Raw genomic sequence first — 15,307 nt, 5'->3', positions numbered from 1 at the left:
TTAGTCTTGTTTTTCTACTTGTATAAAGTTTAATTCGACAGGAGTATTTCGGCCGAAGATCTTAACCATAACATTAAGTTTTTTCTTCTCCTCAAAAATCTCCTCTATAATTCCGGTAAAACCGCTGAAAGGGCCGTCCATTACTTTGACAGTCTCTCCAACAATAAATGGCGTATCCAGTTTCTCTGCAAACTCATCAATCTCTTCAACCTTACCTAAAATACGGTTGATTTCTGACTGACGAAGCGGCTCAGGGGTTTTGGAAGCCCCACCTGAGTTAGATCCTAAGAAACCGATTACTCCCGGAATACTTGTAATTACGTGATTGGCCTCACCGTTTGAAAGATCCGCATTGACTAGAACGTAGCCAGGAAAGAAATTTCTTTCTCTAACACGCTTTTTACCGTTACGCATCTCATATACTTTCTCTGAGGGTATTAAGACTTCAGGAATAAAACTACCAATATCCTCTCTAGCAATTTCATTGTCCAGATAGGTCTTAGTTTTTTTCTCCTGTCCTGCTACTACTCTGAGGACGTACCATTTATGTTCAGCCATTCTGTAATGTCAATTCAATTAGAATAAATCATAAAACCATTTCATGATGTTTTCGAATCCCAAATCTACTACCCCTATAAAAAGGGCGAAGATCAAAGATGCTACTAGCACCAATACTGCACTATTCTGAAGAAATGAATACTTAGGCCATGTGACCTTATTCACCATTTCATCATAAGATTCTAGAACAAAGTTTTTCAGATTCATAGTGTACTTAACTTACTTGGCACGGGCAGAGAGATTCGAACTCCCATCAACGGTTTTGGAGACCGCTATTCTGCCGTTGAACTATGCCCGTGTAAATGAACGCTCCGCTAATGGGAACGCAAAATTAGGTATTGATTGCTTAAGAAACAAATGCGATCCCAAAATAATTCGGGATCGCATTGTATAAATAGTCAATCAGTGATTGAAGATTAGTCAAGGATTTCAGTAACCTGACCAGCTCCAACAGTTCTACCACCCTCACGGATAGCGAAACGAAGACCTTTCTCAAGTGCTACTGCAGATAGAAGAGTTACTTCAATAGTAACGTTATCACCTGGCATTACCATTTCAACATTTTCTGGAAGAGTGATCTCACCAGTTACGTCAGTAGTTCTAAGATAGAACTGTGGACGGTATCTGTTGAAGAATGGCGTGTGACGTCCACCTTCTTCTTTCGAAAGAACGTAAACTTCAGCATTGAAGTGAGAGTGAGGCTTCACCGATCCTGGCTTACAGATAATCATACCACGTTTGATTTGTGATTTTTCAATACCTCTTAGCAATAGACCTACGTTATCACCTGCTTCACCTCTGTCAAGGATCTTGCGGAACATCTCAACACCAGTTACTGTAGACTTAAGGCCTTCAGCACCCATACCGATAATGTCAACTCCTTCACCAGAATTCACAACACCTCTTTCAATTCTACCAGTAGCTACAGTACCACGACCAGTGATCGAGAATACATCCTCTACAGGCATCAAGAAATCTTTATCAACTGCTCTTTCTGGGATTGGAATAAAGCTATCAACAGCATTCATCAATTCCATTACAGTATCAACCCACTTTTCTTCACCGTTCAATGCACCAAGTGCAGAACCTGCGATTACTGGGATATTATCGCCGTCGAAATCATAGAAAGAAAGAAGCTCTCTGATCTCCATCTCCACAAGCTCAAGAAGCTCAGGATCGTCAACCATATCAACTTTATTCATAAATACCACGAGCTGAGGTACACCTACTTGGCGAGCCAAAAGGATGTGCTCTCTAGTTTGAGGCATTGGTCCGTCAGTAGCAGCTACTACTAGGATGGCGCCGTCCATTTGGGCAGCACCCGTTACCATGTTCTTAACGTAGTCAGCGTGACCTGGACAATCTACGTGAGCGTAGTGTCTGTTTTCAGTTGCGTACTCTACGTGAGAGGTGTTAATGGTAATACCTCTTTCTTTTTCCTCCGGTGCGTTATCGATAGAAGAAAAGTCTCTTAATTCAGATAGACCCTTACTAGCCAGAACGGTAGTGATGGCAGCAGTCAAAGTGGTCTTTCCATGATCTACGTGACCAATCGTACCGATATTAACGTGCGGCTTGGAACGGTCGAATTGTGCTTTTGCCATGCGTGAAAATCCTCAGTTTAAGTTTAAAGATATATTTAATTTTTTTTCAATTTAATCGAAATGAGCCAACGAGGGGATTTGAACCCCTGACCCCTTCCTTACCAAGGAAGTACTCTACCCCTGAGCTACGTCGGCTTTAGACTCTATTGCTTCCCCAAGATTTCCTTGGGAAAACAAAGAGCGGGAGACGAGGCTCGAACCCGCGACCTGCAGCTTGGAAGGCTGCCGCTCTACCAACTGAGCTACTCCCGCTTGTAATCTTTCGAGATGAAATCATCTCTGGCCGCTCTACCTCTAAGTATTTATTCTTTCGACAAATACCTTGGAGAGCTACTTCCATTTGGATAGGGAATTAACCTTATCCACTTTCGTCCTGCAAAATTAGAAAAAAATTTTGCATTCCGGCAATGGTGTGGGGGAAATAGGATTCGAACCTATGAAGACTTAAGTCAACGGATTTACAGTCCGTCCCAGTTGGCCGCTTTGGTATTCCCCCAACTAGTGTTACTTTTCCTGCCCATTCTCTTGGGCTTTCCTATCGTAACGGATGGCAAAATTAGAAGCTTTTATTAAAGATTCAAAACATGCTTTTCAAATTTGATGGAGTTTTACCATATTTATTTCCAAACAATTATAAATCAATGAATTAATTTTCTACTTCTAGGGTCTCCAAGAAATACTCATAGTAAATTATCAGCTCACTATCCTTTTCTCGGGACGCTACCTCATTGATTCTCTTCAAAATCTCAGCCTCATCTGTAAATCCCAATAAACTCTGAAAAGCACCCAATCGAATATAACTTCGAGAATCACTTTCCATTTTCCCCAACAGATATTTTACCGCATTCTCTTCACCTTCTTCTGGAAAACGTATAAAATACTCTGCTAGGTAACCAAGATAATAATACAAGCCTTCACCTGACAGGTTATTCGCTTGATCTAAAAACCAATTTCCTTTTTCAGAAATTGAATTCGTTATGTAATAATCTGCAACAGGTATAATCATTCGATAGTTGATTTCACCTGCATAACTTTCTATCACCTGAGGGTCTACCTTTCCTGATTCCACACTTACAAGGCCCATCAAAGCTGATCCAGCAACTAAATAGGATGAGTCTTCTGACAATTTTAAAAACGTAGCATAATAATCATCGGGAGAAAAAGCCGATAGCACATCCAGAGCACCTGCCCTCACTGAATTTCTCTGATCACCCTCTGCCATCCTTTGAACTTTTTGAGCTAATTCAGGCGCATCAGTTAGCCATTCTGGATAACCTTGCAAAATAGATAATGCTGATTCTCTTACAGACCAAAACTCATCCTCCAAAGCCTTAGGAATAATAGATTCTAATTCTGTGACAGCTTCCCATGCAGCCAAACTATCTAATGCCTCATATCTGGCTATCCCAAACTTGGATGTCATGAATTGCTGACGCATTTGACTTGGAGATATTTGCATACTCTTTTCCGCTAACAAGTTTTTCTCTTCATCGATGAATACTAGCTCAACTGGAGTTATGTTTTCCAATTCTAACTTTTGCTTAGCTTTTGAAATGACAAACTGCTTACGCTTTCGTTCACCACCTTCGTACCAGCTCACATCCAGAGAAAGCTGATAAAGTGGTGTAGTATCCAAATCTTGAAGCTGCGATACAGAAATTGTGATGTTTGTAGGATCTGAATAATCAACTTCAAAATGAAGTTGTGGATGGCCTTTAGCTAAAAACCATTGGTTGAAAAACCAATTCAAATCCTCTCCGCTCACTTTTTCAAGCGCTAAACGAAGGTCATTTACCTCTACATTTTCAAATGCATGCTCCGTCAAATAGTATCTCAATCCTTCGTAAAACGCATCCACACCTAAATATTCTCTGAGCATGTGCATAATAGCCCCACCTTTGGAATAACTGTGTGAATCAAACATGTCTTCAGCATTTTCATACTCAAATCGAATCAGGTCAACCTGAGTAATTGCTGCTTCTGAAAAGTAATTCTCTGTCTCTGCAATCAGCTTCAGCTTAGCTTCATCTACACCATATTTGTACTCATTCCATAGGAACTCACTGTAATTAGCAAATCCTTCATTTAGAGTTAAATTTGACCAAGATTCGGTGGTTACATAATCTCCAAACCACTGATGAAAAAGCTCATGAGCTATAATATAATCCATCTCAGAGTCAATTGCCTCGCGCTCCGTCATTCTTAATTCTTCCATAAATATGGAAGCAGTAGTATTTTCCATCGCACCTGACACGAAATCCCGAACTACTATCTGATCATACTTGGGCCAAGGATATCTCACTCCTGTTAGCTCAGAAAAGAATCCAATCATTTCAGGCGTATTCTTGAACACTAGCTCAGCTCCTTTTTCGTATCCTTTTTCCACAAAATAACCTAAGGGAATATCTTCCCAATTTGCTTCCACTTTAGCAAAATCTCCAATAGCAAAAGCTGCTAAATAGGCCGCATGTGGAAGCTTCATCTCCCAATAATCTTTCCTCAAGCCATTTCCCAAATCTTCTTGTTTGACTAACTCACCATTCCCTATAGACACCAACGTGTCGGATACCGTGAGCTTGATCAGCTGAGTGAATTTTTCATTTGGAGAGTCAATTGTAGGAAACCACTTGGAATTATGTGCTGTCTCCCCTTGTGTCCAAATCATTGTTGGTTTCCCTGTAACCGTGTCTAGTGGATCAATAAAATAAAGCCCTTTTGTATCAGTGATAGCTCCGCTCCCACCTCCAGAATTTCGCTCGGGAAAAGCAGTGTAATCGAATTCAATTTGAAAAGTATCTGATCTTGTTAATTCTCTCGGTAAATAAATACGGATTTTTCCCTCCTCATACGCATAGTTCACCGATTCATAACTTCCTTTTTGGGTGAAAAAAATTTCATTAAACTCGAAATCCTGTGCATCAAGGATCAATTCTCTAGTTGGATAAAAATATGGTTTGATAGTCAGCTCAGCTTTCCCGCTGACCGTCTGATTCTCATAATTAAAGGACAGATCCAACTCTGTATGCAGGATGTCGAAACTTTTCTTTAATGAAGGCCTATAACTAGCAATTTCTTGCTCTTTATCGGCAATATGTTTTTGCAAAGCTTCACTGGTTACCTTTTTTAATGGAATTTCTACAGTTTCGTTTTTCATCTTCGCCTGATTAGGCGCTAGGCTTGACTTACAGGAAGTAGCAAAAAGGGATAAAAAAACAATTGAAATTGTCAGCGAGGACTTCCGGAAATCAAGGTTCTTTAAGGTCAATTGATTCATATTTAAAGCGTAAAAAAGTTTCTGTTTTAAGGGAAATTGTATATTCGGCTTCAAATTAATAGGAATGTTTACAGTTACCATCCAAAACAAAAGCTATTCGGTAGAAAAAACCGACGACGCTATCCAAGTTGACAGCAAAATAATCAAATGGGATCTTAAATGGATTTCAGATCGAAAAATCCATCTAATCCATGATAATAAGTCGCTGGAAGCTGAATTGATTTCCATAGATAAAGAGACTAAAACTATTCAAATAAAGCTTGGAAATAAAATCTCAAGCCTGCAGCTTAAGGATAGATTTGATGTGCTCCTGGAACAAATGGGAATGAATAATTCTGCTTCCCAAACATTGAAAGAGATCAAAGCTCCTATGCCTGGACTGATCCTTAATTTAAATGTCACTCCTGGGGATGAGGTCAAAAAAGGAGATGTAATCCTAATTTTGGAGGCGATGAAAATGGAGAATATAATCAAATCACCTGGAGACGGCGTCGTGAAGGCAGTGAAAGTTTCGCTCAATCAAAGTGTGGAAAAAAATCAAGTCTTGATTCAATTTTAACTTTTAAGCCTAGCTTAATGAATTGAAGAAATTATATTTGTCGGATTATTTTGTGCAATTCGGACTAAGTCCGATCCTCTTTCAGTCAATTTGCTAAAGTTTTTTAGCGCCAATCTGAGAATTGTACGCCTCAAATTATTACAACAACAGCGAAAACAACCTCTGAAATTCAATACCAAACATTTGAAATCGAGCATGACGCAGAACGTTACACAGGGGTATGATTTCCCGACATGCGAGATTCCATCTGACCTTCATAACCAATAACTAACAGATGAAATACAAGAGAATATTGCTCAAACTCAGTGGAGAAGCACTTATGGGTGACAAGAATTATGGCATCGACCCAGTAAGACTTCAGCAATACACGGAGGAGATCAAAAAAGTACGTGACATGGGAGTGGAAGTTGCGATTGTAATTGGAGGTGGCAATATTTTCAGAGGCGTGCAGGCGGAGTCATCAGGAATGGACAGAGTACAAGGTGACTATATGGGCATGCTCGCTACTTTGATAAACGCCATGGCATTGCAAAGTGCACTCGAGCAAGGTGGAATGTACACACGCCTGATGTCTGGAATCAAAATCGAAAGTGTTTGCGAGCCTTTTATTAGAAGAAGAGCAATCCGTCACTTAGAAAAAGGCCGCATCGTGATTTTCGGAGCTGGTATTGGAAATCCTTATTTCACTACGGACTCTACTGCAAGTTTGAGAGCTATCGAAGTAGAAGCTGATATCGTTTTGAAAGGAACTCGAGTGGACGGAGTCTATACTGCCGATCCAGAAAAAGATCCAACAGCCACAAAATATAGAACAATTTCATTTCAGGAAGTGTACGAAAAAAACCTCAACGTCATGGATATGACGGCCTTCACCCTTTGCCAAGAAAATAATCTACCAATTATTGTATTCGATATGAATGTAGAAGGAAACCTTAAAAAACTGGTTGAGGGAGAAGAAATAGGAACTTTGATCACTTCACTTTAAGCTTATAAATCATGGAAGAAATCGAATTATACTTAGACGAAGCAAAAGAACTCATGCAGAAAGCGGTAACTCATACCTCTGCTGAACTTTTAAAAATTCGTGCCGGTAAAGCCATGCCAAACCTCCTTGACGGAATTATGGTGCAATATTATGGAGCTAACACTCCACTCAGTCAGGTATCATCTGTCAACACGCCTGATGCTCGAACTCTCTCTATCAAACCGTTTGAGCGCACGATGATCTCTGAGATCGAGAAAGCTATAATCAATTCAGATCTTGGTCTTGCTCCTCAAAACAACGGAGAAGTAATCATTTTGACCATTCCGGCGCTTACTGAAGAGAGGCGTATTAACTTGGTAAAACAAGCCAAGCATGAATGTGATGGTGGGAAAATATCACTTAGAACTGTGCGCAAGGATATCAATGACGAGTTGAAAAAACTACAGAAAGATGGCGCTGCTGATGATGAAATAAAAAGAGCTGAAGATGTAGTACAAAAGTTAACTGATCAGTTTTCGACTAAAATTGATGAGATTCTAGCGAAAAAAGAAATAGAAATCATGAAAGTATAATCAATAAAAAACCCGGTTTTAAACCGGGTTTTTTATTATCTCAATTTTTTCAAATTAGTTGATTTGGATAAAAGTGGCTACTCCAAATCTTACCCCCCCTCTTAGGAATTTTGTGTCCTCAAACCCTGCACCCATTTCCACACGGAACACTCTAAACAGATTATCCAACGAATAACCAACTTCCCAATAATTTGGCGAATTTTCTGTCTTCAAATAGTTAAAGAAAATATTCTCCCTTACTCCAGAAAATCTTAGCATAGGCAATTGTGTGAAAATGAATTTCCTAAACTGATAATGCACTATTCCGGAGAAGTACTTCGAATTCGTACTGTACTTGTAATAGTCCATAAAGCGATAGTTAGACGCTGGCCCAAAGTTGGAGAAAATTGTTCTGTTTCCTCCGAAATGCTGGAAATCCGGAAAATATACCTGCTCATTTGTCAGAAATGCACCTGCAGAAAGATTGAAATCCAGCTTTCCACTGACTCCAAATGTATAACTGTGCTGGACACTAAGTTCCAAATGGTCGAAATCGGCAGCTTTCCCATCACTACTTATCCCTCCAAATGCCTTGTTATAAGCCAGTTTAATTAAAGGAGATCGCTCATTTATAGGATATTTCCTGCCATTACGAATCCCGTATTTGATTCCTGGCCGCCATTCCAATTCAGCATTCAATTTCAATATATCATGATCCCCAAATGAGCCTGGATCAGTATCTACATTCTCTGGTTGATTGGAAGTATATACTCTTTCAGGCTTAGTATACAAGCTGTAATTATTGGTATTGAAAAGCTCTTTGCGATGAGCATAAGTCATATTCACACGATAAGTAATTCCTCCGTTGATACGATGTGCCCAATAGGCTTGCGCAAAGTCCTGCTCATAGAGCTTCATGTAATTTTGTCTGAAAAGCAAGGAGTACAGTGCATTCACTTGCTCATTAATTGGCTCACCACCGTTGAATTGATAAATGTATCTTCCTCCTTTCAGCCCAAAAGTCGTCCCCGAAATAGGCAAGGTGCTAGACCATCTAAAATCAACTTTTCCATAAAAGCGATCACTCGAGAATCCATACCGAAGTTCCGGTTCAATATTGAAACTTTTCCGATTAATACTTACACTATCAGCCAGTTTAACCGATGATTCCTTTCTATAAAACAAACCCATTCCGAGCTTAAACCCCTCCACGGTATTAAATGAAATCTTGGTCCAATTTTGTGTAAAACCCAACGAAACTCCATTACCCATATTATAGGTGCCACCATTCATGATATCTAATGGTTTCAACTTTCGACTCGCCTTTTTAGCTATAGAGTCCACATCGCTCATTTTGGCGGCATCTACCATCGCTACACTATCGTCTCGCTGATATCCCTGAATCTCACTTTCAGTCAACGGAACGGGACGAACACTATCCCAATAAGCTTGATTATACTTTTTGGCTAATGAATCTACTTCATAATAGCTTTCTTGAATCACGTCTGGCTCTGTCTGTTCCTTCTGAGACTCCTTCTCATATTCATTCAGCAACTTACGGTACTCTTTTCGGGTTTTTGGTTCTTCAGACGCTAGTTGCTCCAAGGCAGATACTGACTTACTGTACTTCACCGCATCTTCCGGCACTTCTTGCACTTTCTCGTCAATAATTTCCGGCACCAATTCTAAATCAGGATTCAACTCTATTTCGTATTCTCTAGTAGAAGCTAGGTATTTAAAATCACCCTCAAAGCCCAACATTTTCCCTCCGAAATCATAGGTGTGGGTAAGCGGCATCCATACATTATCAGCGACAGGGGCATATTGTTGCTTGGCTTGAATCTGAAATCCCAAGAGAGAAGTTTGCAGATTCAAGCTATGTATTGCCCACAGATCTTCTATGATGTAGATAAACCCTTCAAAAACCTGCTCACCGCGAGACCTTGGAGTGACTTTAATCTTGCTGACCATTACGTTCTGGTCAAAAAAGCTTCCTTCATATTTAAACTTATAGTACTGAAAAGCTAATCGAGAAAGTGGCGAAATGATTCCGTTTATTTTCTCTTGATAAAAAGTCGTCTGGATATAAGGGGCTGGTGAAGTTGATTGATTATCACCATTTGTACGAATAGAGAGCACTTTTTCCTCCACTTTATTGGGCTGTGTGAAAGTGATTCTAGATACCGATTCAGAGGTGTATGCTTCATTTAGCTTCAAACCTTCTTTTGCTAAGGTTTTCTCAAGAAAAAACGGAGCATTAGTAAGCTTGCCAGTTCCCTTGAGGTAGACCGTCATGCTGTATTTCTGGATCTGAAGCCTATGGTATTTGGCTTTTGCTATCGCTTTGCGCATAATAGTCAACGCGGGATCTTCCGCTCCTGCCCTCACTTCTACTTCATTCAGCGTGTATATTTGAGGCTCTAGAACAAAGTTCATAGTAATCCATTCATCTCCCACTATAATCGTCTCGAGTTGGGATTTGTATCCAAGGTATTGCACCAACACATCATAAACGCCTTTAGGAAGTTTGTATTCGTAATTACCTTCCTCATTGGTAGGTACTCCATCACCAAGATTTCTTACATAGACAGAGGCAAATGCTAGAGGCTCACCATCAGCTGACTTCACAATTCCTTTGATACCTTGAGCTGCGGAGAAATGGCTATTAAATACTGCTATTAATGAAATGCCTATGAAAATAATTAAGCGTACACGTTTTTTCATAAAAGTCGGTTAGTGCCTCAAGTTAAACAGCTTTTCAAAAACGACCTTTTTATACCATTTGTTTTAAGTTGATTTAGTATATATCTGCTAAAATTTAATAGCTAGAAAATGAGAAAATCGAAATGAAATGTCAGCCTAAAATGGATGATTTAGAGCGTTTTTAGCATATAAACCTTGTTACTAATTTTCGGGATCAAAGGCAACTTTAATGAATTTTTCAAAAATGTATTTAAGGAGAAAAAGTTTGCTGGAACCAAAAGAATATTTTTTCGGATTTTTTAAAAAAAAGACGATTTCGTGACTTTTCGAAAAAGGAAAACGATTTCCATTAGCAATTTAACATTGAATGATTAATTCTATTGCTTAATCAGTAAATAAAACATTATTCTGTTAAACCGATTTTTTTAATAACCTAATGACTCAAATGTTAACTTTTGCAAAATTAAAAATATTAGTTCATTTTCGGTACGAGATACTTTTCGGAATTTGTATTTCACTCATATCAAACAATCAAATCCTATGAGAAACTATTTACTAAAACAAAAAACGTTTCTACTTGCCTTGGCGCTAATTTTCTGCGCCACTCTCGTAGCTAACGCCCAAAGTAGAACTGTGACTGGTACAGTCATGGATCCTATCCTTGGAGAATCTGTACCAGGAGCTACTGTCCTGATCAAAGGTACTACTCGTGGAACTTCCACAGATTTAGATGGGAAGTTTTCCCTCGACCTACAGCCAAATGATCAGGTACTTGTCATTTCTTTCGTTGGATATATTGTCCAGGAAGTAGAAATCGGAAATCAAACTGAAATTACTATAAATCTAGAAGAGGATATTCAAAGTCTAGAGGAAGCTGTGGTTATTGGCTACGGATCTCAAGATAAAAAGGAATTGACCTCCGCTGTGATATCAGTAAAACCAGAAGATTTTAACAAAGGTAACATCTCTAATCCGGCTCAATTACTACAGGGTAAAGTTGCTGGTCTTTCAGTAACTAGACCAGGAGGTAATCCTAACGGGGGCTTTAATGTAAGATTGCGAGGTCTTTCTACCTTCGGAGCTAACTCTTCTCCTCTTATTGTATTAGATGGAGTAATCGGAGCAAATCTGGACAACGTAGATCCGAATGACATTCAATCCATCGACGTATTGAAGGATGGTTCCGCTGCCGCAATCTACGGAGCTAGAGGTTCATCTGGGGTAATTTTAATTACAACCACAAAAAAGGGTAGTAAGCAAGGGAGAGCTGACGTATCCATCAATGCTTTTGGTACAATGAACCAAGCGACTAATCTAATCCCGATTCTTTCTGCAGACGAGTTTGTAGCAAGGGGTGGCACAGACTTCGGTAGTGATACTGATTGGAGGCAAGAATTGATCGATGATGCCTACTCATATACCACCAATGCTAGTGTTTCTGGAGGATTCGAAAACACTAATTATATGGCATCAGTCAATTATCGTGATAATCAAGGTATCGTGAATGGCGTATCGAATAAGAGACTAAATACAAGAATCAATCTTTCTCAAGGCGCATTTAACAACAAATTGAGATTCAACGTCAATCTATCATTCACAAATGTAGATTACGAAAACATCAACGATGCAGCTTTCAGATACGCTACACTTTATAATCCTACAGCACCAGTTTTTGAAAACACTCCAGCTGCAAACGAGAGATTTGGCGGTTACTTCCAGCGAGATTTGTTTGATTTCTATAATCCAGTAGCATTAGCTAATCAGCAGAAATTCAATGGTACGAATAAATCATCTTTGACTTCTTACAGAGCTGAGTATGACATCCTTACTAACTTGACTATCTCAGCACAGTATTCAGAAGACAGAAATAACAATCTTTCAGGTGACTTCTGGTCCAGACAGGATTTCCAAGTAGGTTTGGGAGCCGGTGGATCAGCTCAAAGAAGAACTTTTGACCGTTCGCAGAAGATTTTCGAAACTACCTTGAGATATGAGTTAGACGTATCAGACAAATTGAACATGACGCTATTGGGTGGAGCAGCTACCCAAAAATCCTTTTCTCAAGGATTCAATGCTAGAGTGAGACAATATCTATTTGACTTAGGATGGAACAATCTAGGTGCAGGTGCTATCCGATTAGGTAATAATACGGATGTAGCTTCTTTCGCAAATGAAGATCAGCTTAATTCTCTTTTTGGTAGAGCGAATTTCAATTGGGACAACAAAATATTTTTCTCTGCATCTGTAAGAGCGGAGACTTACTCTGGATTTGGTGAAAACAATCAAACTGGTGTTTTCCCTGGATTAAGTGTGGGTGCTGATTTTACTCAGCTATTTGACATGGGAGTCTTTAGCACGTTCAAACCTAGAGCATCATTCGGTATCACAGGTAACCTTCCTCCATCACCTACATTGGCGTTGGGAGCTTATGGAAACGGAAATAGAATAGATCTAGATGGAGATCCACTTACACAGAATGATGTGTTTGTAGGTATTGTGCAGAATTCTAATCCTAACAAAGACCTAAAGTGGGAGACTAAGCAAGAAATTAACTTCGGTGTGGATTTCGGCATGTGGAACAACAAAGTGACTGGAGCTATAGATTACTATGTTAGAAACATTTCTGATCTTCTTTTTAACGTACCAGTAGCTACAGGAGCACCAAATCCATTTGACCCAGGAAGATTCAACACTGCATCATCCACTTGGGTAAACTTGGCAGACCTTAGAGCTGCAGGATTTGAATTTGCTGTTAATGCAAACAACATCAAATTGGGCCCTCTTTCCTGGAGTCCAGGAATGAACTTCACCATCTATGACAAGACTACTATCGAAAGCTTATCTGCTGGAGAATTGGGATTTGATGAATTAAGATTTGCTACACCAGGATCTCCTGGTCAAAATAACAATCCTATCATCTACAACAGAGTTGGTCAAACATTGGGTGATTTCTACGGTCCTAAGCTACTTGGTTATACGGAAGATGGGCAATATATCCTATCTACTGATGATCCAAACGAATACGAGAAATTAGGTAATGGCCTTCCAAAGGGTGAATTTGGACTTGCCAACAACTTTGGATGGGGTGGATGGAATCTTAGCTTCTTCTTCAGAGGAGCTTGGGGATATGATTTGTACAACTCCTATAGAGGATTCTACGAAAATGCTGATGGAGCATCTAACACTTGGAACTCAGTCGTAACTGACAAAACTCCAACGTCACCATTGGTAACATCTACTCCTACCTTCAACAGTTCTTATCTTGAGAACGGTTCGTTCATCAGATTGGACAACTTAGAATTGGGTTATAAATTTAATACCCCAGGCAGTAATTTGAATTCATTCAGAGTTTATTTTGCAGCCCAAAATCTATTCACCATCACAGATTACACCGGTATTGATCCCGAAATCAGACTTACAGATGCTGAAAACGGGAATGGGTTTACGACATCTTTATCTCCGGGTATTGAAAGAAGAAACACATATTTCCAGACTAGATCATTCACGCTAGGAGTAACTGCCAATTTCAAATAATAAATTTAACTACAGAGATATGTTAAAATATATAAGTAAAATTTGTGTCATGGTACCAGCTTTATTGCTGCTGGGATCATGCTGGGAACTAGACCAGGAAGTCCTGGATGGAGTAACCCCCCAAGATGTAGCCAATAGCACTAATCCTCAATTGATTAACGTGTTGAAAGCTTCAGCATATTCTAGAATTGTAGGAGGTTGGGGTGCACACAACGGTATATGGGCAATCCATGAAGTAGCGTCTGACGAAATGGCAATCCCTCAAAAAGGTGCTGACTGGGAAGATGGAGGCCTTTGGCTAAGAATTCACAGACATACATGGGGGCCTTCAGAAGAAGCGTTCAATAACAGCTGGAACTATTGCTTCACTGCAGTGGGTGAAATTAATAACTTGATCATATCATTCCCTGATGTAGAATTATTGGTAGCTGAGCTTAAAGTATTGCGTGCATTACCTTATCTATGGTTGATTGATGCCTTTGGAAATGTTCCTATCATAACTGAAACATCAACAGGAGGAAACCCAACTAATAATACTCGTAAGGAAGTATTCGCTTTTATTGAGAGTTCTATTTTAGACAACATTGATTTGTTAGAGAAAAAAGACTCCAAGACTACAATGAATTATTACACCGCCAAAGCGATGCTTGCTAAGCTGTACATAAATGCAGAAGTCTATACTGGTACTCCAAGATGGGCCGATGCAGAAGCAGCAGCTAATGAGGTAATCAACAGCGGTGTGTATTCTCTATCATTCAATTTTTTCAGTAATTTCTCTACCAGAAATGGGGGTTCTACTGAAAATATTTTGACACTTCCTTATGATCAAAATAATGCGGGAGGATTTAATTTAGCGCAAATGACTTTACATTACTTAAGTCAGAACACGTTTAATCTACAAGAGCAGCCATGGAATGGATACGCTTCATTGGAAGAGTTCTATAACAAGTTCGATGATAATGACGTGCGTAAAGCAAGTTTCTTGGTAGGCCCACAATTCGCCGCAGACGGCACTCGTCTAAATGACATCTCTGCTGAACCAGGTGATCCCGATGGACAACCACTTACGTTCACTCCTAAAATAAATGAGCTCAGTCCAAATGCATTCAGACAAGCTGGAGCAAGAGTAGCCAAGTACGAATATGCTACAGGTGCTGGATCTAGCCTAAGTAATGATTATGTGCTGATCAGATTAGCAGATATCATCTTGATCAAAGCTGAGGCAGCGTTCAGACAAGGTAAAAATTCAGAAGCTTTGGCTGCATTGAACCAAGTCAGAACAAGAGCTTCCTTGCCTGCACTTGCATCAATCAGCGCGGATGATATTTACAATGAAAGAGGTTTCGAATTCTTTGCAGAAGGAATAAGAAGATCAGATCAGATTAGATTTGGTAAATTCAATCAACCTTGGTGGGAAAAGGGTGCATCTCAACCTTTCAGAGGACTGTTCCCAATTCCATTACAGCAAATCAACGCTAACCCTAACCTGACCCAGAATCCTGGTTATTAATAGGTTTTAAATTAAAATTATTGACAGGA

The 15,307-nt window shown here is 39.5% G+C and carries 10 protein-coding genes and 4 tRNA genes; 5 read left to right on the top strand and 9 right to left on the bottom strand.

Features of this window, described 5'->3' with window-relative positions; all coding sequences use genetic code 11:
* The 8 genes from nusG to BVH02_RS06140 all read right to left on the bottom strand — a co-directional run bounded on the left by nusG (position 1) and on the right by BVH02_RS06140 (position 5,316).
* Positions 1–558: a transcription termination/antitermination protein NusG gene (gene nusG, locus BVH02_RS06175; protein WP_086500236.1), complete on the bottom strand. Its 558-nt coding sequence runs from the start codon at positions 556–558 to the stop codon at positions 1–3.
* Between the two features lie 18 nt (positions 559–576).
* Complete coding sequence (secE, locus tag BVH02_RS06170; RefSeq protein ID WP_086500235.1) at positions 577–765, bottom strand: preprotein translocase subunit SecE; 189 nt, start codon at positions 763–765, stop codon at positions 577–579.
* A gap of 17 nt (positions 766–782) precedes the next feature.
* Positions 783–856 (bottom strand) — tRNA-Trp (locus BVH02_RS06165).
* 118 nt (positions 857–974) lie between these two features.
* Positions 975–2,162, bottom strand: coding sequence for an elongation factor Tu (tuf, locus tag BVH02_RS06160; RefSeq protein ID WP_086500234.1), 1,188 nt, complete (start codon positions 2,160–2,162; stop codon positions 975–977).
* Positions 2,163–2,225: 63 nt separating this feature from the next.
* Positions 2,226–2,297, bottom strand: a tRNA-Thr gene (locus BVH02_RS06155).
* Between the two features lie 44 nt (positions 2,298–2,341).
* A tRNA-Gly gene (locus tag BVH02_RS06150) sits at positions 2,342–2,414 on the bottom strand.
* Between the two features lie 161 nt (positions 2,415–2,575).
* A tRNA-Tyr gene (locus tag BVH02_RS06145) sits at positions 2,576–2,658 on the bottom strand.
* A 150-nt stretch (positions 2,659–2,808) separates the two neighbouring features.
* Complete coding sequence (locus tag BVH02_RS06140; protein ID WP_223271820.1) at positions 2,809–5,316, bottom strand: M1 family metallopeptidase; 2,508 nt, start codon at positions 5,314–5,316, stop codon at positions 2,809–2,811.
* A gap of 184 nt (positions 5,317–5,500) precedes the next feature.
* Here BVH02_RS06140 and BVH02_RS06135 point away from each other — a divergent pair, with 184 nt between their 5' ends.
* From BVH02_RS06135 to frr, 3 genes are all read left to right on the top strand, one after another.
* Positions 5,501–5,995, top strand: a complete 495-nt coding sequence (locus BVH02_RS06135) for a biotin/lipoyl-containing protein (protein WP_086500232.1) — start codon at positions 5,501–5,503, stop codon at positions 5,993–5,995.
* 274 nt (positions 5,996–6,269) lie between these two features.
* Positions 6,270–6,980, top strand: a complete 711-nt coding sequence (pyrH, locus tag BVH02_RS06130; protein ID WP_086500231.1) for a UMP kinase — start codon at positions 6,270–6,272, stop codon at positions 6,978–6,980.
* An 11-nt stretch (positions 6,981–6,991) separates the two neighbouring features.
* Positions 6,992–7,552, top strand: a complete 561-nt coding sequence (gene frr / locus BVH02_RS06125) for a ribosome recycling factor (RefSeq protein WP_086500230.1) — start codon at positions 6,992–6,994, stop codon at positions 7,550–7,552.
* Between the two features lie 54 nt (positions 7,553–7,606).
* Here the strand turns inward: frr and BVH02_RS06120 are convergent, their stop codons facing one another.
* Positions 7,607–10,255 carry a DUF5686 and carboxypeptidase regulatory-like domain-containing protein gene (locus tag BVH02_RS06120; RefSeq protein ID WP_086500229.1) on the bottom strand — a complete coding sequence of 883 codons (2,649 nt, stop codon included), beginning with the start codon at positions 10,253–10,255 and terminating at the stop codon, positions 7,607–7,609.
* A 519-nt stretch (positions 10,256–10,774) separates the two neighbouring features.
* Between BVH02_RS06120 and BVH02_RS06115 the strand changes: the two genes are divergently transcribed.
* On the top strand, positions 10,775–13,768 hold the full coding sequence (locus BVH02_RS06115) for a SusC/RagA family TonB-linked outer membrane protein (RefSeq protein ID WP_086500226.1): 2,994 nt from the start codon (positions 10,775–10,777) through the stop codon (positions 13,766–13,768).
* A gap of 49 nt (positions 13,769–13,817) precedes the next feature.
* Positions 13,818–15,278 carry a RagB/SusD family nutrient uptake outer membrane protein gene (locus tag BVH02_RS06110; protein ID WP_223271819.1) on the top strand — a complete coding sequence of 487 codons (1,461 nt, stop codon included), beginning with the start codon at positions 13,818–13,820 and terminating at the stop codon, positions 15,276–15,278.
* Positions 15,279–15,307: the final 29 nt, after the last annotated feature.

Origin of the sequence: Algoriphagus ratkowskyi, assembly GCF_002150505.1 — a bacterium.
GTDB classification, from domain to species: Bacteria; Bacteroidota; Bacteroidia; order Cytophagales; family Cyclobacteriaceae; genus Algoriphagus; species Algoriphagus ratkowskyi.
This window is presented reverse-complemented; position numbering and strand designations above follow the sequence as displayed.